20 protein-coding genes are annotated in these 21,746 nt (G+C 70.2%); 17 read left to right on the top strand and 3 right to left on the bottom strand.

The genetic code is table 11. The features are described from left to right. Nucleotide 1 precedes the first annotated feature (1 nt). From VK611_08015 to VK611_07970, 10 genes are read left to right on the top strand one after another with little or no spacing between them, the layout of a single operon-like run. Nucleotides 2–622 carry an NAD(P)H-dependent oxidoreductase subunit E gene (locus VK611_08015; GenBank protein HMG41259.1) on the top strand — a complete coding sequence of 207 codons (621 nt, stop codon included), beginning with the start codon at nt 2–4 and terminating at the stop codon, nt 620–622. Further along, complete coding sequence (gene nuoF, locus VK611_08010; GenBank protein HMG41258.1) at nt 619–2,010, top strand: NADH-quinone oxidoreductase subunit NuoF; 1,392 nt, start codon at nt 619–621, stop codon at nt 2,008–2,010. The genes VK611_08015 and nuoF overlap by 4 nt, the downstream gene beginning before the upstream one ends. Beyond that, entirely contained in the window at nt 2,007–4,715 is a 2,709-nt protein-coding gene (gene nuoG, locus VK611_08005; protein ID HMG41257.1) for an NADH-quinone oxidoreductase subunit NuoG, read from the top strand. The genes nuoF and nuoG overlap by 4 nt, the downstream gene beginning before the upstream one ends. Further along, complete coding sequence (gene nuoH, locus VK611_08000) at nt 4,715–5,959, top strand: NADH-quinone oxidoreductase subunit NuoH (GenBank protein ID HMG41256.1); 1,245 nt, start codon at nt 4,715–4,717, stop codon at nt 5,957–5,959. The genes nuoG and nuoH (VK611_08000) overlap by 1 nt, the downstream gene beginning before the upstream one ends. Continuing rightward, nucleotides 5,959–6,645, top strand: coding sequence for an NADH-quinone oxidoreductase subunit I (locus VK611_07995; protein ID HMG41255.1), 687 nt, complete (start codon nt 5,959–5,961; stop codon nt 6,643–6,645). Before nuoH (VK611_08000) ends, VK611_07995 begins: the two co-directional genes overlap by 1 nt. After that, nucleotides 6,645–7,325 (top strand): NADH-quinone oxidoreductase subunit J, encoded by a 681-nt coding sequence (locus VK611_07990; GenBank protein HMG41254.1) that lies wholly within the window; start codon nt 6,645–6,647, stop codon nt 7,323–7,325. The genes VK611_07995 and VK611_07990 overlap by 1 nt, the downstream gene beginning before the upstream one ends. Further along, a complete protein-coding gene (gene nuoK, locus VK611_07985) occupies nt 7,325–7,642 on the top strand; it encodes an NADH-quinone oxidoreductase subunit NuoK (protein ID HMG41253.1) in 318 nt (105 codons plus the stop codon). The genes VK611_07990 and nuoK overlap by 1 nt, the downstream gene beginning before the upstream one ends. Before the next feature lie 21 nt (nt 7,643–7,663). Continuing rightward, nucleotides 7,664–9,568: an NADH-quinone oxidoreductase subunit L gene (gene nuoL / locus VK611_07980; protein HMG41252.1), complete on the top strand. Its 1,905-nt coding sequence runs from the start codon at nt 7,664–7,666 to the stop codon at nt 9,566–9,568. Further along, complete coding sequence (locus VK611_07975; protein HMG41251.1) at nt 9,568–11,313, top strand: NADH-quinone oxidoreductase subunit M; 1,746 nt, start codon at nt 9,568–9,570, stop codon at nt 11,311–11,313. Before nuoL ends, VK611_07975 begins: the two co-directional genes overlap by 1 nt. After that, entirely contained in the window at nt 11,310–12,851 is a 1,542-nt protein-coding gene (locus VK611_07970) for an NADH-quinone oxidoreductase subunit N (GenBank protein ID HMG41250.1), read from the top strand. Before VK611_07975 ends, VK611_07970 begins: the two co-directional genes overlap by 4 nt. Here the strand turns inward: VK611_07970 and VK611_07965 are convergent. From VK611_07965 to VK611_07955, 3 genes are all read right to left on the bottom strand, one after another. Further along, nucleotides 12,848–13,318, bottom strand: a complete 471-nt coding sequence (locus VK611_07965; protein HMG41249.1) for a hypothetical protein — start codon at nt 13,316–13,318, stop codon at nt 12,848–12,850. The two genes, VK611_07970 and VK611_07965, sit on opposite strands and share 4 nt — an antisense overlap. Nucleotides 13,319–13,329: 11 nt before the next feature. Further along, entirely contained in the window at nt 13,330–13,644 is a 315-nt protein-coding gene (locus VK611_07960) for a hypothetical protein (protein HMG41248.1), read from the bottom strand. Between the two features lie 174 nt (nt 13,645–13,818). Next, nucleotides 13,819–14,724 (bottom strand): Scr1 family TA system antitoxin-like transcriptional regulator, encoded by a 906-nt coding sequence (locus tag VK611_07955; GenBank protein HMG41247.1) that lies wholly within the window; start codon nt 14,722–14,724, stop codon nt 13,819–13,821. Nucleotides 14,725–15,351: 627 nt separating this feature from the next. Between VK611_07955 and VK611_07950 the strand changes: the two genes are divergently transcribed. From VK611_07950 to nuoH (VK611_07920), 7 genes are all read left to right on the top strand, one after another. Further along, nucleotides 15,352–16,200 (top strand): sigma factor, encoded by an 849-nt coding sequence (locus VK611_07950; protein ID HMG41246.1) that lies wholly within the window; start codon nt 15,352–15,354, stop codon nt 16,198–16,200. Continuing rightward, nucleotides 16,200–17,774 carry a hypothetical protein gene (locus VK611_07945; protein HMG41245.1) on the top strand — a complete coding sequence of 525 codons (1,575 nt, stop codon included), beginning with the start codon at nt 16,200–16,202 and terminating at the stop codon, nt 17,772–17,774. The genes VK611_07950 and VK611_07945 overlap by 1 nt, the downstream gene beginning before the upstream one ends. A gap of 71 nt (nt 17,775–17,845) precedes the next feature. Beyond that, nucleotides 17,846–18,211, top strand: coding sequence for an NADH-quinone oxidoreductase subunit A (gene ndhC, locus VK611_07940; protein HMG41244.1), 366 nt, complete (start codon nt 17,846–17,848; stop codon nt 18,209–18,211). A gap of 48 nt (nt 18,212–18,259) precedes the next feature. After that, complete coding sequence (locus VK611_07935; GenBank protein ID HMG41243.1) at nt 18,260–18,760, top strand: NADH-quinone oxidoreductase subunit B family protein; 501 nt, start codon at nt 18,260–18,262, stop codon at nt 18,758–18,760. Then, entirely contained in the window at nt 18,757–19,530 is a 774-nt protein-coding gene (locus VK611_07930; GenBank protein HMG41242.1) for an NADH-quinone oxidoreductase subunit C, read from the top strand. The genes VK611_07935 and VK611_07930 overlap by 4 nt, the downstream gene beginning before the upstream one ends. Then, nucleotides 19,527–20,699, top strand: coding sequence for an NADH-quinone oxidoreductase subunit D 1 (locus VK611_07925; protein HMG41241.1), 1,173 nt, complete (start codon nt 19,527–19,529; stop codon nt 20,697–20,699). The genes VK611_07930 and VK611_07925 overlap by 4 nt, the downstream gene beginning before the upstream one ends. Beyond that, nucleotides 20,696–21,742: an NADH-quinone oxidoreductase subunit NuoH gene (gene nuoH, locus VK611_07920; protein ID HMG41240.1), complete on the top strand. Its 1,047-nt coding sequence runs from the start codon at nt 20,696–20,698 to the stop codon at nt 21,740–21,742. The genes VK611_07925 and nuoH (VK611_07920) overlap by 4 nt, the downstream gene beginning before the upstream one ends. Nucleotides 21,743–21,746: the final 4 nt, after the last annotated feature.

The raw sequence follows: 21,746 nt of genomic DNA, 5'->3' as shown, positions 1-21,746 counted from the left end.
CATGGCGCGCTTCTCACCCGAGAACACCACGCTGGCGCACGAGATCATCGACCGGTACCCGGTCGCGCGGTCGGCGATGATCCCGCTGCTGCACCTGGCCCAGGAGCAGGACGGCTACGTGAGCGACGAGGCGATGACCCACATCGCCGAGCTCGTCGAGGCGACCCCGGCCGAGGTGCTGGGCACCTGCTCGTTCTACGAGATGTTCAAGCGCGAGCCCGTGGGCGAGTACCTCGTCAACGTGTGCACCAACATCTCCTGCCTGCTCACGGGCGGCGAGGAGCTGCTGGAGCAGCTCGAGGACAAGCTGGGCGTCAAGGCCGGCAGCACCACGCCCGACGGGAAGTTCACCCTGGAGGACGTCGAGTGCATCGCCGCGTGCACCGAGGCGCCCTGCCTGCAGGTCAACTACCGCTACTTCCACAAGGTGAGCCACGACCAGGTCGAGGAGCTGCTCGACGACCTGTCGCTCGGCCGCCTGGCCCACGAGGTGCCCAAGCACGGCACCCTGTCGCGGGTGCGCCAGCAGGTGGCTCCCGAGCGCCGGGCCCGGGTCGCCCGCCCGACCGTGAACGTCGAGCCGGTGTGGCTGGCCCGCAACAACACGGGCACCACGACATGACCGAGGCGACCCCTCGCGAGATCCCGAGGATCGTCACGTCCCGCTGGGACGTCGACGACGGCTTCACGCTGGAGCGCTACGAGGCGACCGGCGGCTACGCGGCGCTGCGGAAGGCGCTCGACACCATGACCCCCGCCCAGGTGGGCGAGGAGGTCAAGGCCGCCAGCCTGCTGGGCCGCGGCGGCGCCGGCTTCCCCGCCGGCGTGAAGTGGGGCTTCTGCCCGCCGGGCGTGTTCCCGCGCTACCTGGTGGTCAACGGCGACGAGTCGGAGCCGGGCACCTACAAGGACCGGCTGCTGATGGAGCGCGACCCCCACCAGCTGATCGAGGGCGTGCTGCTGGCGGCCTACGCCATCGGCTGCGGCCAGGCGTTCCTGTACGTGCGGGGCGAGATGGCCCTGGCCCAGGAGCGCATCGCCGGGGCGCTCAACGACGCCTACGCCGCCGGCTACGTGGGCCGCAGCATCATGGGCAGCGAGTTCTCGATCGACGTGGTGCTGCACTGGGGTGCGGGCGCCTACATCGTCGGCGAGGAGACGGCGCTCATCGAGTCGCTGGAGGGCAACCGCGGGATGCCCCGCCTGAAGCCGCCCTTCTTCCCGGCCGCCAAGGGCCTGTACCTGCAGCCGACGGTGGTCAACAACGTCGAGACGCTGTCGAACCTGCCGTGGATCGTCGCCAACGGCGGCGGGGCGTTCGCCGAGCTTGGGGCCGAGAAGTCGACCGGCACCCGGCTGTTCGCGGTGTCGGGGCACGTCAACAGCCCGGGCGTTTTCGAGGTCGAGTTCGGGGTGACGACGTTCCGCGACCTGCTGTACGGCAAGGAGTACGGCGACGGCATCCGCGACGGCAACAAGCTGAAGGCGTTCATCCCTGGCGGGGCGTCGGCGCCGTGGTTCTTCGAGGAGCACCTCGACCTGCCGCTGGAGGCGGGGGCCGTGGGTGCGGCCGGGTCGATGCTGGGCTCCGGGGCGATCGTGGTGATGGACGAGACCACCGATGCGGTGAAGGCCGCCTGGCGGCTGGTCCGCTTCTTCGCCCGCGAGTCGTGCGGCAAGTGCACGCCGTGCCGCGAGGGCACCGCCTGGCTGGAGAAGCTGCTGCGCCGGATGCTCGACGGCCAGGGCCGCCCCGGCGACGTCGACAAGCTGATGGACGTCTGCGACAACATCTCCCCGCAGATCACGTGGCCCCCGAAGCAGACCACGATCTGCCCGCTGGGCCCGTCCGTGGTGTCGCCGATCGCGTCGGCGGTGCTCCGCTTCAAGGACGAGTTCGCGGCCTACTGCGGCGGCGACGCCGAGGTCACGGTCGCCATCGGCGGCAAGGCCTACCTCTCGCAACCCACGCAACCCGAGCAACCCGAGCCCGCGGAGGCACCGGCGTGACCGACGTCGAGGCGCCCACGGACACCGTCACGGTGACCGTGGACGGGAACGAGATCGTCGCCGAGAAGGGCGAGCTGGTCATCGCCGCCGCGGAGCGGAACGGGGTCTACATCCCGCGGTTCTGCTACCACCCGCGCATGAGCTCGGTGGGCATGTGCCGCATGTGCCTGGTCGAGATCGACACCGGTCGGGGCCCGGCGCTGCAGCCGTCGTGCATGATCGAGTGCACCGACGGGATGACCGTGCTCACCGAGTCGCCCGCGGCCCAGAAGGCGCAGGAGGGTGTCCTCGAGTTCCTCCTGATCAACCACCCGCTCGACTGCCCGGTGTGCGACAAGGGCGGCGAGTGCCCGCTGCAGGACCAGACGATGTCCTACGGCCCGGGCGAGAGCCGGTTCGTCGAGGAGAAGCGCCACTACGAGAAGCCGATCCCGGTGAGCGACGTGGTGCTGCTCGACCGGGAGCGCTGCATCCTCTGCGACCGCTGCACCCGCTTCGCCAAGGAGGTGGCCGGCGACCCGCTGATCCACTTCCTCGACCGGGCCGACCAGACGCAGGTCAACACGTTCCCCGACCAGCCGTTCGCCAGCTACTTCAGCGGCAACACCGTGCAGATCTGCCCGGTGGGGGCGCTGACCGCCACGCCGTTCCGCTTCAAGGCCCGCCCGTGGGACCTGGAGGAGGCCGAGACCACCTGCACCGGCTGCTCGGTCGGCTGCCGCATGGTGGTGCAGTCGAGCCGCAACCAGGTGCTGCGCTACCAGGGCGTCGACCTGGAGCCGGTCAACTGGGGCTGGCTGTGCGACAAGGGTCGCTTCGGGTTCGAGGCCGTCGACAGCGACGAGCGCCTGGGCAGCCCGCTGCTGCGCGACGAGGGCCTGCTCCTGGAGCCGGCCAGCTGGTCGGCGGCACTGGAGCGGGCCACCACCGCACTGCAGCAGGGCATCGACCGCAGCGGCCCCGAGGGCGTCGCCGTGCTCGGCGGCTCCCGGCTCACCAACGAGGACGCCTACGCCTGGGTGAAGCTGGCGAAGGGCGTGATCGGCACCGACAACGTCGACTGCCAGCTCGACGACGGCCTGCCCGCCGAGCTGGTGGTGGGGCTGCCCCGGGCCACGATCGACGAGGTGTGCGCCCCCGGCGGGGTGGTGCTGCTGATCGGCCCCGATCCCAAGGAGGAGCTGCCGGTCCTGTACCTGCGGCTGCGCCACGCCATCCTCGAGAGCGGCGTCGACCTGGTGGAGCTGTCGTCGGTCGAGACCGCGACGAGCCACCTGGCCACGCACTCGCTGCGTTACCGCCCCGGCGAGGTCCACGCCCTGGTCGAGGCCTTCCTGGCCGCCGGGTCGAGCGAAGAGACCGAGCTGCCCACCGAAGTCGCCGGCATCCGGGCCGACCTGATCGAGGACGTCGCCCGCCTGCTGGGCGAGCGCCCGTTGAGCGTGATCGTCGGGCGGGGCAACCTCACCGAGGCCGCCGAGTCGATCGCCGCCGCGGCCAAGGCCATCCACGACGCCCGCCCCGAGGTGAAGTTCCTCTCGGCGCTGCGCCGCGCCAACGTCCACGGGGCCATCGACATGGGCATGGCGCCGGGCCTCCTGGCGGGGCGCACCACGCTGGCCGCCGGGGCCGAGGCGGTCGCCGGGCTGTGGCCCCGGATGCCGTCCGACCGGGGCCTCGACGCCGCCGGCATCCTGACCGCCGCAGCCGCCGGCAAGATCGACACGCTGATCCTGCTGGGCGCCGACCCGCTGAGCGACTTCCCCGACCGCGACCTGGCCGAGCGTGGCCTGGCCGGGGCTCGCACGGTGATCGCCAGCGACCTGTTCCTCACCGAGTCGGTGCGGCAGGCCGACGTGGTGCTGCCCGCGGCCGGCTTCGCCGAGGTGCGGGGCACCACCACCAACCTGGAGGGCCGCATCACCACGGTCGCCCAGAAGGTGACGGCCCCGGGCACCGCCCAGACCGACTGGGTGATCGCCGCCGACATCTCCCGGCGCCTGGGCTACGACCTGGGCATCGAGTCGCCCGAGCAGGTGTGGGACGAGCTGCGCCAGGTGGCGCCCCTCTTCGCCGGCATCGGCGACGTGCTGGCCGAGGCCGGCGACGCCGACGGCGTGGTGGTCGAGTGGCCCAGCCGCAAGCTCGCCACGGCGACCGCAGCGTCGAACGGCGACGGCAACGGCAACGGTTCCACCGACCCGGCCGCCGCGGCCGACGACACCGCCGCCGAGGCCGAAGTCGCGGTCGAGGCCGAGGCCGACGAGCCCACCCCCGTCATCGAGGACGCCGTCGCCCCGCCGGCCAGCGATCCCGGCCACCTGGTCGCCGGTGCCGCCCCGCTGCCGTTGCCGGAGTGGACCGTGGTGGAGCCCCCGCCCGTCGACGCCTACGGGATGCGGCTGGTGGCCACCCGCAAGCTCTACGACCGGGGCACCCTGCTGCGCCACAGCGAGTCGCTGGTGGGGCTGTCCGAGGGCGCCGTCGTGCGCCTCAACCCCCACGACTTCGAGCGGCTCGGCATCGCCCCCGGCGACGAAGCCCGGGTCTCGTCGGCCCGCACCCACGTGCTGGTGCCGGTGCGGCCCAGCGATGCCGTTCCCCGGGGTGTGGCGATGCTGCACGTCAACCAGAGCGGGGGCCGGGTCAACGCCCTCATCGACGCCAAGATGGTGGTCACCGACGTCCGGGTGGAGCGGCCCTGATGCACCTGTTCGCTCTCGATCCGCTGCTCGTCGGCGACTTCGGCTGGGCCGAGGTCGGCATCGTCGTCCTCAAGGCCGTGTTCGTCTTCGCCCTGCTGCTGGTCGCGGTGATGCTCATGATCTGGTTCGAGCGCAAGCTCATCGCCGACATGCAGCACCGCCTCGGCCCCAACCGGGCCGGCCCCTTCGGGCTGCTCCAGACGCTGGCCGACGGCACCAAGCTGTTCTTCAAGGAGGACCTGATCCCCGACCGGGCCGACCGGAAGGTGTTCGTCCTGGCGCCGTACCTGTCGCTGGTGCCGGCGTTCGTCACGTTCTCGGTCATCCCCATCGGCGGCGGCTTCAACGGCGAGAAGCAGGGCACGTTCGAGCTGTTCGGCAAAGAGACCTACATGCAGCTGGCCGACCCGCCGATCGGGGTGCTGCTGGTGCTGGCCATGTCGTCGATCGCGGTGTACGGCGTGATGCTGGCCGGCTGGTCGTCGGGCTCGAAGTACCCGCTGCTGGGTGCGGTGCGGGCGTCCGCGCAGATGGTCTCCTACGAGGCGGCGCTGGGCCTGTCGGTGGTGGCCGTCGTGCTGCTGGCCGGGTCGCTGTCGACCCACGACATCGTGCTGCACCAGTCCGGCGGCGGCTACGGCCTGTTCGGCGACTTCGGCCTGCCCCGGTGGAACATCATCGCCACCGGCATCGTGCCGTTCGTGATCTTCCTGATCGCCGGCACGGCCGAGGCCAACCGCCCGCCGTTCGACCTGGTGGAGGCCGAGCAGGAGCTGGTGGGCGGGTTCAACACCGAGTACGCCTCGATCCGCTTCGCCTTCTTCTACATGGCCGAGTTCATGAACACGGTCACGCTGTCGGCGATCATCGTCACCCTGTTCCTGGGTGGCCCCGCCGGCCCGACCATCGTCGGCCCCGCCTGGCTGTGGGGCGTCGTGTGGTTCTTCCTCAAGCTGATGGTGTTCCTCTTCACGTTCGTGTGGTTCCGGGCCACGCTGCCCCGCTTCCGCTACGACCAGCTCATGAACCTGGGCTGGAAGGTGCTGATCCCGCTGTCGCTGGGGTGGTTGCTGCTGCTGGCGGCGATCCGCATCGGCGACGACCGCGACTGGGAGCCGTGGATCGTGGTGGCTGCGTCGTTCGGTGTGCTGGTGCTGGGCTGGGTGGCGATCACGGCCGCCCTGCGGGTGGGCCAGGCCCGCCACGCCGAAGAGGAAGCGTTCGACGAGGGGGTCGTCGTCTGATGGGCTACCTCGACGGGTTCCGGGTCACGTTCAAGAAGCTGTTCGAGTTCCCGCGCCTCACCCGCAGCTACGTGAAGAACGAGGGTGGCAAGCGGGAGAAGCCCGAGCGCCTGCACGGGCGTCACGTGCTGAACCGCTACGAGGACGGGATGGAGAAGTGCATCGGCTGCGAGCTGTGCGCCGGTGTCTGCCCCGCCCGCTGCATCTACGTGCGGGGGGCCGACAACCCGCTCGACAACCCGGTGTCGCCGGGCGAGCGCTACGGCTTCATCTACGAGATCAACTACCTGCGCTGCATCCACTGCGACCTGTGCGTGGAGGCGTGCCCCACCGAGGCGATCACCGAGTCGAAGCTGTTCGAGTTCAGCTTCACCAACCGCAGCGACGCCATCTACACGAAGGCGGAGCTGGTGGTGGGCGACGACGGCCGCCCGAAGCAGCTCCCCTGGGAGGACTGGACCGACATCGACGCGGTCGAGGCCAACACCTCGGCGTGGATGCGGGCCACGGCTCCCAACGGCGCTGCCGAGTTCGAGGGGATCGTCGCCTGGGCCGGCGAGCTGGGCTACGGAGTGAAGCCGGCGGAGCAGGGCCAGTCGGTCGACGCCCCGGCCACACCTGCCGAGTCGGAGCCGGAGCCTGCTGAGGAGCCCGCGGACGACGAGCACGCGGGGGAGCATCACTGATGGTCGAGCTGTTCGTATTTGGCGTCGCCGGCACGGTCTGCCTGGGTGGGGCCATCGGGGTGGTCGCCAGCAAGAACCCGGTGCACGCGGCGCTGTCGCTGGTGGCGACGCTGTTCGGCATCGCCGTGCTGTTCATCGCCCAGGAGGCCCACTTCCTGGCCGCCGTGCAGGTGATCGTCTACGCCGGCGCCATCGTCGTCCTGTTCCTGTTCGTGATCATGTTCCTGGGCGTCGACCAGGCCGACGACCTGCGGGTCGAGCCGCTGGGCGGCCAGCGCATCGCCGCCGCGGTGCTCGGCATCGGCGTGGTCGGCCTGGTGATCGCCGCCCTGGCCAGCACCGACTTCGAGGCCACCGGCATCACCAGCGGGGTCGGCCCGCTGGCCGACGAGGGCACCTACGACATCAACGTCCTCAGCGACGCCCTGTTCACCCGCTACGTGTTCGCCTTCGAGCTGACCTCCGTGCTGCTGGTGATCGCGGTGGTCGGCGCCGTGGTGCTGGCCCGCCGCTCCCGTCGGGCCGACGAGATCGTCGACCCGGGCCAGGAGGAGCGCGCCGAGCAGATCGCCGAGCGCATCCACAGAGCAGAGGTCCGGGCGCACGTCTACGACGCGCCGTCCGAGGCCGAGCTCGAAGAACCCGGGCCCGGCTCCGAGTCCGAGGAAGTGAAGGCCTGATGCTCGCCGCGCTGGAGGTCACGCCGGCCTGGTACCTGGTGCTCGGGTCGCTGCTGTTCGGCATCGGTGCCGTCGGCCTGCTGGTCCGCCGGAACCCGCTGGTGATGTTCATGTGCATCGAGCTGATGCTCAACGCGGTCACGCTCACGTTCGTGACGTTCTCGCGGATGCTCAACGACATCGGCGGTCAGACCGTGGTGGTGTTCGTGCTGGTCGTGGCCGCCGCCGAGGTGGTGGTCGGCCTGGGGATCATCGTCGCCCTGCTGCGCAAGCGGCCGGAGGCGTCCGCCGACGACCTGGCGCTGCTCGAGGGATAAGGGACCGAGGGAACAGGAACCGTGGTCGATCTCGTCTGGCTCATCCCCGCCCTGCCGCTGGCCGGCTTCCTGGTGCTGCTCGTCGCGGGCCGGCGCCTGGGCGAGCCGCTCGCCGGCTGGTTCGCGACCGCGATGTGCTTCGCCTCGTTCGTGGCGACGGCGATCGTGTTCGTCGGCCTGCTCGACAAGCCCGCCGAGGAGCGCCACGTCGTCAAGACGCTGTTCGAGTGGCTGCCCTCCGGCGGCTTCAGCGTCGACCTCGGCTTCCTGGCCGACCCGCTGTCGATCACGATGGCGCTGTTCGTCACCGGCGTCGGCTCGCTGATCCACCTCTACTCGATCGGCTACATGCACGGCGACGGCGGCTTCCCCCGCTTCTTCGTCTACATGAACCTGTTCGTGTTCTCGATGCTCATGCTGGTGCTGGGCAGCAACCTGCTGGTCACCTTCCTGGGCTGGGAGGGCGTGGGCGCCTGCTCGTACTGGCTGATCTCGTTCTGGTTCACCGACGAGAAGAACGCCAGCGCCGGCAAGAAGGCCTTCGTCACCAACCGGATCGGCGACTGGGGCTTCATGGTCGCGATCTTCCTGGCCTTCGCCTCGATCGGCACGATCAACTACGCCGACCTCACCGCCGCCGCCGAGAATGGAAGCCTGGCCGCGGTCACCGCCACCGGCATCGGGCTGCTGCTGTTCGTGGGCGCGGTCGGCAAGTCGGCGCAGATCCCGCTGTTCATCTGGCTGCCCGACGCCATGGCCGGCCCCACCCCGGTGTCGGCCCTCATCCACGCGGCCACGATGGTCACCTCGGGCGTGTTCCTGATGACCCGGGTCAACCCGATCCTGGCCGCCGGCTACGACTGGGCGCCCGACGTCATCGCCTGGGTGGGCGGCATCACCGCCCTGCTCGCGGCGACGATCGCCGTCGCCCAGAACGACATCAAGAAGGTGCTCGCCTACTCGACGGTGAGCCAGCTCGGCTACATGTTCCTGGCCGTCGGCATCGGCGCCTACGTGCCGGCCATCTTCCACATGGTCACCCACGCCTTCTTCAAGGCGCTGCTGTTCCTCGGCTCGGGCTCGGTCATCCACGGCATGGGGGGCGAGCAGGACATGCGGCGGATGGGCGCCCTGCGCAAGGTGATGCCGATCACCGCCGCCACGTTCCTGGTCGGGTGGCTGGCCATCGCCGGCGTGCCGCCGTTCGCCGGCTTCTGGTCGAAGGACGACATCCTGCTCTACGCCTACGACCTCAGCCCCGCGCTGTGGGCGATCGGCCTGGTGACGGCCCTGCTCACCGCCTTCTACATGAGCCGCCAGGTGTTCCTCGTGTTCTTCGGCGAGAAGCGCTGGAACGACGAGATCGACGGCGAGGCGCCCTCCGAGGAGATCCACCCCCACGAGTCGCCGTGGCTGATGACCGTGCCGCTGGTGGTGCTGGCGGTGCTGGCGCTCCTCGGCGGCGGTCTGAACCTGCCGATCAACAGCGACACCAAGCTGCTGGAGAACTGGCTGCACCCGGTGATCGGCGAGAACGAGGCCCACATCGACGTCGGCACGGCGGCGAAGTACGGCCTGGCGGCCACGGCGGTGTCGCTCGCCGTCCTCGGCATCGCGATCGCCGGCGCCGTCTACCTGCGGCGCCGGGTCCGGGCGACGGAGCCCGCGATCCTGGCCCACGGCTGGTACTACGACGAGGCCGTCACCGCCTTCGTCGGCGGCCCCGGTGAGGCTGCGTTCGACGGCGTCGCCGCCTTCGACCGCAACGTCGTCGACGGCGCCGTCAACGGCGTCGCCGCGTCGGTCAAGGGCACCGGCCGCCTGCTGCGCCTGGCCCAGTCCGGCTACGTCCGCTCGTACGCCCTGGGCATCACGACCGGTGTCGTGATCGTCCTCGGCTACTTCGTCTCGAGGCTCTCGTTCTGATGTCGACCCTGGTCCTGGCGAGCGAGGCCGCGGGACATGCCGCGCCCGACTTCCCGATCCTCACCGCGCTCGTGGCGCTGCCGGCCGTCGGGGCGCTGGCCGTCGCGCTGGTCCCCAACCGGCGGGCCGAGCTGCACCGGCTGGTGGCGCTGCTGTTCTCCGTCGGCGCCGGGGCGCTGAGCCTCTACCTGCTGGCCGACTTCGACAAGGGCGACGCCGGCTACCAGTTCGAGATCAACCGCTCGTGGATCGCCGACTTCGGCATCTCCTGGCACGTCGGCATCGACGGCATCTCGCTGTTCCTGGTGGTGCTGACCGGCCTCCTCTTCCCGATCGCTCTGATCGGCACCTCCCCACAACGCGACCAGAAGGCGTACTACGCCTGGCTGCTGATCCTCGAGGCCGGCTGCCTCGGGGTGTTCATGGCCCTCGATCTCTTCCTGTTCTTCGTGTTCTTCGAGATCGTGCTGGTGCCGATGTACTTCCTCATCGGCGGCTGGGGCTACGGCAAGCGGGTGTACGCGGCGCTCAAGTTCTTCCTGTTCACGATGTTCGGCTCGGCGTTGATGCTGGTCGGCATCGTGAGCCTGGCGTTCCTGCACCGCGACGCGATGAACGACCGCAACGAGGCCGAGGCGCAGGAGCTGATCGCCCAGGCCAACAGCGGTGACATCGAGGCCGACTCGGCGCTGTCGGCCCGGATCGAGGAGCTCCAGTCGGGCGACGCCAAGCTCGACTTCGACCTGGTGACGATCGCCGAGTCGCGCACCGTCGTCGACAACGACGCCGGCGCCAACCCGTTCGACTGGACCGCGGCCCGCTGGATCTTCCTGGCCTTCGCCCTGGCGTTCGCGGTGAAGGTGCCGCTGTTCCCGTTGCACACGTGGCTGCCCGACGCCCACACCGAGGCGCCCACGGCCGGGTCGGTGATCCTGGCCGGGGTGCTGCTGAAGCTGGGCACTTACGGGTTGGTCCGCTTCGGGTTGTACCTGTTCCCCGACGCGGCCACGTTCTTCGCCCCGACCCTGGTGACGTTGGGCGTGATCGGCATCGTCTACGGCGCCGTGGTGGCGACGATGCAGAAGGACCTCAAACGCCTGGTGGCCTACTCGTCGGTGGCCCACCTCGGGTTCATCGTGCTGGGCACCTTCGCCATCACCACCCAGGGCCTGCAGGGCGGCATCCTCCAGAACGTCAACCACGGCCTGTCCACCGGAGCGTTGTTCCTCCTGGTCGGGATGATCTCCGACCGGCGCCACACCCGCGAGATCTCGGCGCTGAAGGGCATCCAGAAGGTGGCGCCGATCTTCGCGGCGGTGTTCACGCTGGTGATGATGTCGTCGATCGGGCTGCCGGGCCTCAACGGGTTCGTCGGCGAGTTCCTGGTGCTGGTGGGGTCGTTCCTGACCCGGCGCTGGTGGGCGATCGTCGCTGCCACCGGCGTGATCCTCGCCGCCGTGTACCTGCTGTGGGCCTACCAGCGGGTGTTCCACGGCGAGCCCGACGAGGAGAACAAGGGCTTCGCCGAGCTGAGCTGGCGTGAGGGCATGGTGCTGGCGCCGCTGCTCGGGCTGATCGTGTTCCTGGGCGTCTACCCCAAGCCGGTCCTCGAACGGATGGAGCCCGCGGTCGACCGCCTGATCAACCACGTCGAGGACAACAGCGACTACGAGCAACCGCCGATCGCCGCCGACGGTCCCGTCGAGCTCGAAGAGGCCGAGGCCGAGGAAGGATCTGCGCCGTGATCGCCCTGCTCGCCATCCTCAACCAGCCGATACCCGTCGACCCCACCCCGATCGACACGCCGCACGTCGACTGGTGGGCACTGGGGCCGATGCTCGCCCTGGTCGGCGGGGCGCTGCTGCTGATGCTGCTGACGTCGTTCGTGCGGTCGCGGCTGTTCCCCGGCGCGTACGCCCTGATCACGTCGGCCTCGGCGATCACCGCCATCGGCCTGGCGATCTACCTGTGGAACCGGGTGCAGGACAGCGACCGGGGCCCCTACTCCACCCTCGACGGCGCCCTCGGCGTCGACGGCTTCTCGGTGTTCGCCACGATCGTGCTGGCGTCGGGCGTCGTGCTGTCGGCCCTGCTGATCGACGGCTACCTGCGCCGTGAGGGCCTCGACGGCGTGGAGGCCTACGTCCTGCTGCTGCTGTCGGCCTCGGGCGGCGTGGTGATGTCCCAGGCCAACGACCTCATCGTCCTGTTCCTCGGCCTGGAGATCCTGTCGATCGCCGTCTACGTGCTGGCGGCGCTGCACCTCCGCCGGGTCACGTCGCAGGAGGCGGGCCTCAAGTACTTCATCCTCGGCGGGTTCGCCTCGGCGTTCCTGCTCTACGGCATCGCCCTGATCTACGGCGGCACCGGCACCACCAACCTCACCACGATCATGGGCCTGTTCAGCACCAGCGTGCTGGAGAACGACGGCCTCGTCTTCGCCGGCCTGGCGCTGCTGCTGGTGGGCCTCGGCTTCAAGGTGTCGGCCGTCCCGTTCCACTTCTGGACGCCTGACGTCTACCAGGGCGCGCCCACCCCGATGGTGGCGTGGATGGCGTCCGGCGTGAAGGTCGCCGGCTTCGCCGGGCTGATCCGGGTGTTCGTGGTGGGCTTCCAGACCTACTCGGTCGACTGGCAGCCGCTGCTGTTCGGCCTGGCCGTGGCGACGCTGCTGGTGGGCTCGGTGCTGGCGGTCGTGCAGACGAACGTCAAGCGGATGCTGGCCTACAGCTCGATCTCCCACGCCGGCTACGTGCTGGTCGGTGTGCAGGCCGCCAGCGACGACGGCGTCCAGGCGGCGCTGTTCTACCTGGCCGCCTACACGTTCATGGTCGCCGGCACGTTCGGGGTGGTGACACTGGTCGGCCGCCGGGGCGATGCCCGCCACGCGCTGGAGGACTACCGGGGCCTCGGCCGGGAGCGCCCGCTGCTGGCGCTGGCGTTGACCCTGTTCCTGTTCGCCCAGGCCGGGGTGCCGCTGACGTCCGGGTTCTTCGCCAAGTTCTACGTGATCACGGCGGCGGTCGACGCCGGGTCGACCTGGCTGGCGGTCGTCGCCATGGTCGCCGCCGTGATCGCGGCGTTCCTCTACCTGCGCATCATCGTCGCCATGTACATGGGCGACGAGGAGGCGGCGCCCGAAGGTGGCCGTGTGGCCGTCTCTGTGGGCGCGGGCGTGGCGTTGACGCTGTGCCTCGTCGTCACCATCGGCGTCGGTGTGTGGCCCGGCGCCATCAGCGGCTGGGCCCAGGACGCCGTCCCGGTCCTCGTCGCTTCGGGCTAGCCGACGACGGACTCCGCGGGGACGATGCCGGCCTCGAGGCTGGCGGCGACCTCGTCACGGTGGGCGTGCGCGGCGCGCCATCCGACCACCTTCCAGGTGTGCGACGTGCCGTTGTCGGCCCGGGCCTCGACCGTCCACGGCCGCCGGAACACCACCCGCCCCACGACGCTCCCCGCCGTGAGGAGCAGCACGAGCACGACGTCGAGCAGGGCGACCAGCAGCGGCACCGCGACGAACACCACCAGGAAGACGACCACGCCGACCACCAGCACCACGGCGAGCTCGCTGAACAGGTCGAGGAAGCAGCCCGCGTCCCCGATGTCCGTCACCGCCTCGCCCCGGTGCATCGCGCCCTTGACCCGACGCCGGAGGCGGCTCCAGAGCGAGTCCCCGAACAGCCGCGGCGCCCACCGCCGCCTGACGGTCCACACCTTCCCATCCAGCCCCTGCACGATCACACGCCCCACGGCCGGCGACGTTAGCCATCACCGGCCGGCGAACTTTGGCGGTCACCCCCGTCGTGAGCGTCGTCCCCGTTCACGTCGTTCGACCGGCGGCTGAGCGACGTCGCCCGCGGCACGATGCCGCGCACCATCGCGATGACCCGCACCAGGTTGTCGGTCGCCTTGTCGGAGAACAGCACCAGCGCGACGACCGCCACGACGACGAACAGCCCGACGCCCAGGAACACGGCCGTCGACGGTCCGAGGCGGGATGCGGCATTCGACGCCTGCACCACGGCCGTCGTGATGCCACTGCTGAGGACCATCATCAGCTTCGTTCGCCCGGCCACCGGAGGTCACTCCAGCCGGACTTCTGCGCTACATCCCGTAGCGCCGCAGTCACGCAGACGTCGCCGCCCGGTGTTGCTACATTGATCCATCGTCACATTCCTCGTTCGGTCAAAGGGGCCAGGAGTGTGCCTTCGGCTGGGTCGGCGTTGCCGCGCCGGCCCAGCCGCTATCGCTCAGGTCTTGTTCGCGGTTGTCGCCTTCTTCGTCGTCCTGCTGTCGGGGGCCTTCAGGAGGTCTCGGATCGCGCCATCGATGACGTCGCGGGTCTGAGCCTCCGAGAGAGCGATCTCCTCGAGGTTGGAGAAGAGCTCGCGGCGGGGAGCGGTCTCCTCGGGATCGTCACGCCGGGTCGTCGAGCCGGCCGCATCCTCGAGGTACAGGAGATCGTCGTCGTCCTCGAACTCGAGGATCACCACGGGGCCCTTCATCCCGGGGTGGGCACCGGCGCTGAACGGCACGATCTGGAGGAGGATGTGCTTCTGCTCGCCCCAGAACTTGAGGCGTTCGAGTTGCCGTCGCATGACCGACGCACCACCGACATGTCGACGGATGACTGCCTCGTCGAGGATGAAGTGCATCTTCGGAGGGTCGGCGCTCTCGTGCAGCTCCTGGCGACGCTGGCGAGCGGCCCACCGACGGTTGGCTGACTTCTGTTCGAACAGGTAGACGCCGGCCATGGTGGCGTCGGCGTACTCCTCCGTCTGCAGGAGGCCGGGCACGAGGGCCGGCTCGTACTGCAGCACCCGCTTCGCCGAGCTCTCGAAGCCCAGGTAAGAGAGGAAGGCCGCGCTGTGGACGTCGCGGAACTCGGACCAGGGATCCTTCCGGGCCACCTTGGAGGCCTCGATGAAGCCGTTGATCTCCGCGGTGTCGTCGATCCCGTAGTACGGGAGGAGGACCCGGAGATCGTTGGCGGAGATGCCGACGCTGCCGTTCTCGATGCGGATCACCTTCGACAGCGACCAGTCCATCGCCGATGCGACGTCACGTTGGGTGAATCCGGCCCTGTCGCGCAGCCGCCTCAGGTCGGCGCGCAATCTCCGGCCTCGCACCGCCGGGTCGTCAATGCCGGCAACCATGCTGGTCTACTCCTCGGTCTGTCTGATGTAGCAATCTGCCACCTGTCAGATAGTAGGTGGCATTTGGCCCCTACCTACCCGCACCCGTCACTTTGCAAGCAGCACAGCGCTCTGGTCTCTATGACATCGGCCACTCGACACATGCGATGCGACCTCTCGCCGTCTGCGACTGGCGCTGGGCCGCCGGGCGCAGCCCTCGGGTCCAGAAGGACTAGCGGTCGTGGCCGCGTAAGATCCCTTTACTATTCGTAACTCCGTAGAGACGTCTCGTACGGCCGGCGGACTCAGGTTCTCAGCGTCGAGCTGGTGAAGCCGGGTGGCTAGGAGGATGGCGTGACAGGTCCCCGAGTAGGCCAAGGTCGCTGGCGGAAGAGTTCGCACAGCGGTGCGGACAACTGCGTCGAAGTAGCGTTCGACGACAGCGGAAACGCTCTGGTGCGGGACTCGCAGTCTCCCACCGGGCCGATCCTCACGTTCACCCCGAGCGAGTGGGCGGCCTTCTTGGGAGGCTCGAAGGACGGTGAGTTCGACGGACCGGGTCTGACCCCGCTCCTGTGACGAGGAACCTGCGGGCGATCTCCCAGATGGCGCGCGTGGGGGGCGCGTCTGTGGTGAGATGCCTGCTGCGTGCGCGGTAGACAAGGTCCTCCCGACAAGAGACTGTTCCGGCGAGCCCGTCAGGGCGACCGGCAGGCGTTCGGTGCGTTGCTGCGCCGCTACGATCCGCGCTTCCGGCGGCTGGCGGCGCGCCTGACCGCCGAGCCCAACCGGGTAGACCCGGTGCTGGAGCGGGCCTACCTGCGGGCCTGGCGCTCCCTGCCGATGGTGGTGCCGCCGAGCTCGGTGGCCGAGTGGCTCTACCGCATCGTCTACAACGCCTGCATCAACGAGATCCGCTGGGCCGCCGAACGTCCGGCGCCGCCCGCGGAGGTCGGGCCGCGGGTGCCGCTCCCGCTCGCGTCGGCGTCGCGCCGGCTCGCCGGGCTGCGGGCGCTGGCGCCAGAGGAGCGGGTGCCGCTGGTGCTGGTCGACGGGGAGGGCTTCAGCCTCGAGGCCACCGCCCGCATCCTGGGCCGCAGCGAGAGCGAGACGGCCGCCGACCTGACCCGGGCCCGCTACCGCTGGCGGGCCTTCGTGGTGGGCGACCCCGGCTCGTCGCCGCAGGAGACCGTGGTCGAGCTGCCGCCGCCGGCCGAGTCGGAGGAGCCTCCGCCGCCCGCCCAGCTGGCCGACGCCGACGAGGTCGTGCCGGAGCTGGGCGGCCACGTGAAGCTGGTGAAGCCGAACGGCGACAGCGACGGCGATCCCCACCACGTCCCGGCCGCCGATGCCGAGCCCGCGAAGTCGCGCCGCTCGACGCCCCGGGCCCGCTCGACCGGCACCCGCCGCAAGCCCACCAGCCGCACCCGCACCGCGGGCACCACGACCGCCGCCCCCGACACCGCCCCGCCCGAAGACGACGTCCTCGAGAGCTGATGGCCCGATCCCGCAACACCCGCCGCCGCACCCCTCCCCGGCGCCCGAACCCCGCCTCCACGTCGCCGGCCCCCACCGACGAGGCTCCCGAGGCGACGCCGTCGGAAGAGGTGACCGCATCGACCGAACCCGTCGCGGTCGAGCCGCCGGACGAAGCGGCCGACGCCGAGCGGCAGGAGGTCGCCGGGCCGGTCGAGGCGTCGGAGCCGCCCGCAGCCAATCGTTCGACAGCGAGGCGTGGGCGGGGACACCGGGCGAGGCCGAAGCTCACCACGCCGGCACCGACGGTCGCCGCCCTGGAGGCCGCCACGTCGCCGACCAGCGAATCCGCGGCCCCGGCCGACCCGTCCCCGGCGTCGCCGACCACCGAGTCCCCGGCCCCCGTCGACCCGTCGCCCGCGGTCGAGGAGCCGCTCGTCGCCGCCGACCCACCGCCCGCCGACCCACCGCCCGCGGTCGAGGAGCCTGAGCCTGCCGACGACGAGCCCGAGCCGGTCGTCGTCGCGGCGGTGGGGGAGCGGCCGCAGAAGGGGCAGTCGCGGCAGCGGGGCGTGAGAGCCGCGTTGGCGACCCTGCCGGTGCCGGAGCCCGGGCCCAGCTTCTGGGCGGACATCGAGCGGGCGATGGCGGAGCAGCCGCCCCTGTCCATCACCGCCCGGCCGGCGATCCGGCCCATCACCGAGCCCCCGCCCCTCAGCCAGCCGTCGCTGGCCGACCACCTCGGCAGCACCGCCGTCCTCATCACCGGCGACGAGCCCGCCGGCTTCGACGACATCGACCCGCCCGACGGCGACAGCCGCGGCGGCCCACGCCCCTCGGCGCCAGCCCCCGCGTCGACACCCCCGAAGGGCCCGGACACCCCCCTGCGCGGCCGCTTCGGCGACGCCAACGGGTCCAACACCCGCACGGCGGTGATCCTCCTCGCCGTCGCGGTGCTCGCCGTCCTCGCCGCCGGGAACTTCCTCGGCAACCGCCGTGACGACCCATCGGGTGCCGAGGAGACCACCAACACCACCGCGGCCCCCAGCACCACGGCGACGACCGCCCGGCCCACCACCACGGTCCCCAGCGTCCCCGGCCTCGCCGCCGACGCCCGCCTCACCCCGAACGGCCTCGGCCCCCTGCTGATCGGCGCCAGCCTCCGCGACCTCACCGCGGCCGGTGTGAAGGCCAACGTCGACCAGGCCACCTTCGTCACCAGCGGTGGCGCCTGCTACGACGCCAAGGTGCCCGGCGCCCCCGACCTCACCCTCCGCTTCCGCAGCCCCGACGACGACACCGGCGTCACCGACCCCCAGGACGGCCAGCTGGCATCGATCGGGATCACGGCCGCTCCCGGCTCGCCCCGGGTCACCGAGCCCGGCGTGCGGCTGGGCGCCACCGAGGACGACGTCCGCAACGCCCATCGCGGGAACGTCGAGGTGACCGGCCATCCCGTCAACCCCGGCGGCCACCTCATGATCTCCTACGCCCAGGACGGCAAGGCCGTGGCCTACGGCACCGACGGCCGCACCGTCACCGAGATCGCGGTCGGTTACGCCGGCACGATCAGCCAGCGACAGGGGTGCTACTAGAACCACCGGAGGGGGAGAAACCCACGGATGGTTAGACCGCTCGTGCAAACGATCACTAGTCTCCCGAGACGATGTCGGACCTGCTCCGTTCCTACCTCGTAGCCGGCGTTTTCCTGGGGGTTTCGACCGCCCTCGTCGCCGCGCTGCTAGGCATCGGACGTCTCCTGCGCCCTGTGCGGCCGCAGGCCGAGAAGTACATCAACTACGAGTCCGGGGTCGACCCGGTCGGGTCCGGCTGGGCCCAGAGCCAGGTCCGGTACTACATCTTCGCTCTGCTCTTCGTGCTCTTCGACGTCGAGGCTGTCTTCGTCTTCCCGTACGCCACCCGAGCCGAGGCCTACGGCTGGTTCGGGTTCGTCGAGATGGGGGTCTTCATCCTGATCCTCGCCCTCGGCCTGCTGTACGCCTGGAAGAAGAACGTCCTCCGCTGGACCTGACGGGAACCGATCCCATGAACCCGATGCAACAGAACCCGAGCGCTTGAGATGGGCCTCGTCGAGAGCGGCAAGCTGCCGAAGTCACTCACCACGCTCCTCAACCTGAGCCGCCGCTACAGCATGTGGTGCTACCAGTGGGGCCTGGCCTGTTGCGCGATCGAGATGGGCGCGGCCTTCGCCGGCCCCCGCTACGACGTGATGCGCCTCGGCGTCATCCCGCTGCCGGCCAGCCCGCGCCAGGCCGACCTCGTGGTCATCTCCGGCACGGTGACCGACAAGATGGCCGTGTCGATCAAGCGGCTCTACGAGCAGATGCCCGACCCGAAGTACGTGATCTCGATGGGCTCCTGCACCAACTGCGGCGGGCCCTACTGGGACAGCTACTCGGTCACCAAGGGCGTCGACCAGATCGTCCCCGTCGACGTGTACGTGCCGGGCTGCCCGCCCCGCCCCGAGGCGCTGCTCGAGGGCATCGTGCTGCTGCAGCAGAAGATCCGCCACGAAGACCCCGCGGCCCGCTGGCGCGGCGACCCGATCGTCGTCCAATGAGCGACACGACGGGCGACACCGACGTCGCAGAAGCCGACGGCACCAAGGGAGCTGCCGAGGAACCGGAGGAAGGTCCGAAGGACGAGGTGCGTGAGGGCCTCCTCGCGACCTTCACCGAGGCGCTGGGCGACCGGCTGCTCGGCAGCCACATCCTCCCCGGCCGCGAGCTGTGGGTCCGGGTCGACCGGGCCGACTGGGTCGAGGCCGTCGAGCTGGCCAAGGTGAAGCTCGGCTGCACGTTCTTCGACTTCCTCTCCGCGATCGACTGGATGCCGTCGCCGTGGGGCCGCTACGAGGACGCCATCCTCGACACGCCCAGCACCAACGGCTCGTCGGCTCCCCCGGGGATCCCGCAGGTCGACCCGGCCACGATCGAGCAGGGCTACGCCGGCGGCGACACCCGCTTCCAGGTGTTCACCCGCCTGGCCAACGTGAAGACGCACACCAGCGTCATCATCAAGGCCGACGTGCCGGAGGACCCGTTCAGCGTCCCCACCCTCACCCGCCTCTTCGCCGGCGCCAACTGGCACGAGCGGGAGTGCTGGGAGATGTTCGGCATCACCTTCGACGGCCACCCCGGCCTCCGCCACCTCTACCTGCCGGGCGGGTTCGAGGGCCACCCCCTCCGCAAGGACTTCCCGCTGGTGGCCCGGATGGTGAAGCCCTGGCCAGGAATCGTGGACGTGGAGCCGATGCCCGAGTCGGACGACCCCGAGGCCACCGAAGCCGAAGCCGAGGGCGACGAGACCGCGGAAGGAGGCGGCGAGTGAGCGTCACCGACCGCCAGGCCCGGGCCTACATCGACTCGCAGGCCGCCGACATGCGGGTGAACGTCGAGCTGGAGACCGACGAGGGCATGACCCTCAACCTCGGCCCCCAGCACCCCGCCACCCACGGCACGCTCCGGGTGATCGCCAAGCTCGACGGCGAGCAGGTCGTCTGGGCCGACGTCGCCCCCGGCTACATGCACCGGGGCTACGAGAAGCTCTGCGAGGTCCGCACCTACCCGCAGGTCACCACCCTGGTGAACCGCATCGACTGGCTGGGCAGCTTCGCCAACGAGGTGCCGTTCATCCTGGCCGCCGAGCAGCTGATGGACATCGAGGCCCCGCCCCGGGCCACGTACATCCGCACGATCCTCTTCGAGATGGCCCGGGTGGCCAACATCGTGCTGTTCCTGGGCGACCTTGGCGTGCAGCTCGGCGCCGTCACCCCGGCCTTCTACGCCTTCCGCGACCGGGAGCACGTGCTCGACCAGATCGAGTCCGTCACCGGCGGTCGCTTCCACCCCAACTTCGACCGCATCGGTGGCCTCAAGGACGACCTGCCCAAGGGCTGGATCGCCGACACCAAGGCCGTCATGGAGCGCATGCGCGGCTTCTGCGACGAGATCGAGGACCTGCTGTTCGGCAACGAGATCTTCGAGGCCCGCACCCGCGGCGTCGGCGTGATCCCCGCCGACGTGGCCCTGTCGTACGGCCTCACCGGTGCCAACGCCCGGGCGTCCGGCATCGACTGGGACCTGCGGCGCGACACAAAGGTGGGCCTGGCCCACGACGACGTCGACTGGCGGGTCTGGACCCACCCCGACGGCGACAGCTTCGCCCGCTGCTGGGTCCGCCTGCAGGAGACCCGGGAGGCGACCAAGATCGTCGACCAGCTCTGCGACAAGCTGCCGGGCGGGCCGATCATGGCCAAGGTCCCCCGCATCATCAAGGTGCCGGCGGGCGAGGCCTACGTCACCACCGAGAACCCGCTGGGCGAGATGGGCTACTACGTGGTGAGCAAGGGCGACCTCGGCCCGTTCCGGGTGAAGATCCGCACGGCCAGCTTCTCCAACGTCTCGGTGCTGCCCTGGATGCTGAAGGGCGTCTACGTGCCCGACATCATCACGATCCTCGCCAGCCTCTACTTCATCCTCGGGGACATCGACCGATGATCGCCACGACCGCCCCCCTCGTCCTCGCCGAGCTGGCCTGGTGGATGCAGACCAGCCTGCGCTCCATCGCCGTGCTCCTGGCCGTGCTGCTGCCCGCCGGGACGTTCGTCTACGTCTTCCTCTTCAAGATGATGAGCTTCATGCAGAGCCGCCTCGGCCCCATGGAGGCCGGCCCCTACGGCTCGCTGCAGCTGCTGGCCGAGGTCGGCAAGTTCATCCAGAAGGAGGACATCATCCCCTGGCGGGCCGACCGCCGGCTGTTCGCCTTCGCCCCGTACATCGTGATCGCCTCGGTCTTCCTGGTGTACCTGGTGGTGCCGTTCGGGCCCGACGCCTGGTTCGTCGACTTCAACGTCGGCATCTTCTGGGTGCTGGCGGTGTCGTCGGTCAGCGTGATCGGCATCCTCGTGGCCGGCTGGTCGTCGGCCAACAAGTACTCGCTGCTCGGCGGTCTCCGGGCCGCGGGCCAGCTGATCGCCTACGAGCTGCCGATGGTGCTGGCCGTCGTCGGCGTGGTGATCCAGGCCGGCACCCTCAACATGCAGGGCATCGTCGCCGCCCAGGCCGACGGTGAGATCTTCGGCTGGAGCGGCATCGGCAACCCGTTCATCATCACGCAGGCGATCGGCTTCCTGATCTTCCTCATCGCCATGCAGGCCGAGCTCACGCAGACGCCGTTCGACATGCCGGTCGCCGAGTCGGAGCTGGTCTCCGGCTACATGACCGAGTACTCGGGCCTGCGCTTCCTGCTGTTCTTCATCGGCGAGTTCGCCAGCGCCGGCGCCTTCTCGGCGGTCGCCGCCACGCTGTTCCTCGGCGGCTGGAGCGTCCCGTTCCTCGACAACGGCGCCGACTGGATGAACGTCGTCGGCCCCGTGGTGCTGCTGGCGAAGATGATGTTCGTCGCCTTCCTGGTCTTCTGGGTGCGGTTCACGTACCCCCGCTTCCGGGAGGACCAGCTGCAGCAGCTGGCCTGGAAGATCCTCATCCCGCTGTCCCTGGTCAACATCCTGGCGACCATGGCACTCAAGGTCGCGTTCTAGAAGG

It is taken from the genome of Acidimicrobiales bacterium (genome assembly GCA_035316325.1).
In the GTDB taxonomy this organism is placed as follows: domain Bacteria; phylum Actinomycetota; class Acidimicrobiia; order Acidimicrobiales; family VFJN01; genus DASXTK01.
The sequence above is the reverse complement of the archived record's forward strand: the minus strand, read 5'-3'. Positions and strand labels throughout refer to the sequence as shown.

What these genes read in the sequence shown, in the direction of transcription:
- VK611_08015 (HMG41259.1), top strand. Translation starts at nt 2, where the DNA reads ATGGCGCGCTTCTCACCCGAGAACACCACGCTGGCGCACGAGATCATC.
- nuoF (HMG41258.1), top strand. Translation starts at nt 619, where the DNA reads ATGACCGAGGCGACCCCTCGCGAGATCCCGAGGATCGTCACGTCCCGC.
- nuoH (HMG41256.1), top strand. Translation starts at nt 4,715, where the DNA reads ATGCACCTGTTCGCTCTCGATCCGCTGCTCGTCGGCGACTTCGGCTGG.
- VK611_07995 (HMG41255.1), top strand. Translation starts at nt 5,959, where the DNA reads ATGGGCTACCTCGACGGGTTCCGGGTCACGTTCAAGAAGCTGTTCGAG.
- VK611_07990 (HMG41254.1), top strand. Translation starts at nt 6,645, where the DNA reads ATGGTCGAGCTGTTCGTATTTGGCGTCGCCGGCACGGTCTGCCTGGGT.
- nuoK (HMG41253.1), top strand. Translation starts at nt 7,325, where the DNA reads ATGCTCGCCGCGCTGGAGGTCACGCCGGCCTGGTACCTGGTGCTCGGG.
- VK611_07975 (HMG41251.1), top strand. Translation starts at nt 9,568, where the DNA reads ATGTCGACCCTGGTCCTGGCGAGCGAGGCCGCGGGACATGCCGCGCCC.
- VK611_07955 (HMG41247.1), bottom strand. Translation starts at nt 14,724, where the DNA reads ATGGTTGCCGGCATTGACGACCCGGCGGTGCGAGGCCGGAGATTGCGC.
- VK611_07945 (HMG41245.1), top strand. Translation starts at nt 16,200, where the DNA reads ATGGCCCGATCCCGCAACACCCGCCGCCGCACCCCTCCCCGGCGCCCG.
- ndhC (HMG41244.1), top strand. Translation starts at nt 17,846, where the DNA reads ATGTCGGACCTGCTCCGTTCCTACCTCGTAGCCGGCGTTTTCCTGGGG.
- VK611_07935 (HMG41243.1), top strand. Translation starts at nt 18,260, where the DNA reads ATGGGCCTCGTCGAGAGCGGCAAGCTGCCGAAGTCACTCACCACGCTC.
- VK611_07930 (HMG41242.1), top strand. Translation starts at nt 18,757, where the DNA reads ATGAGCGACACGACGGGCGACACCGACGTCGCAGAAGCCGACGGCACC.
- nuoH (HMG41240.1), top strand. Translation starts at nt 20,696, where the DNA reads ATGATCGCCACGACCGCCCCCCTCGTCCTCGCCGAGCTGGCCTGGTGG.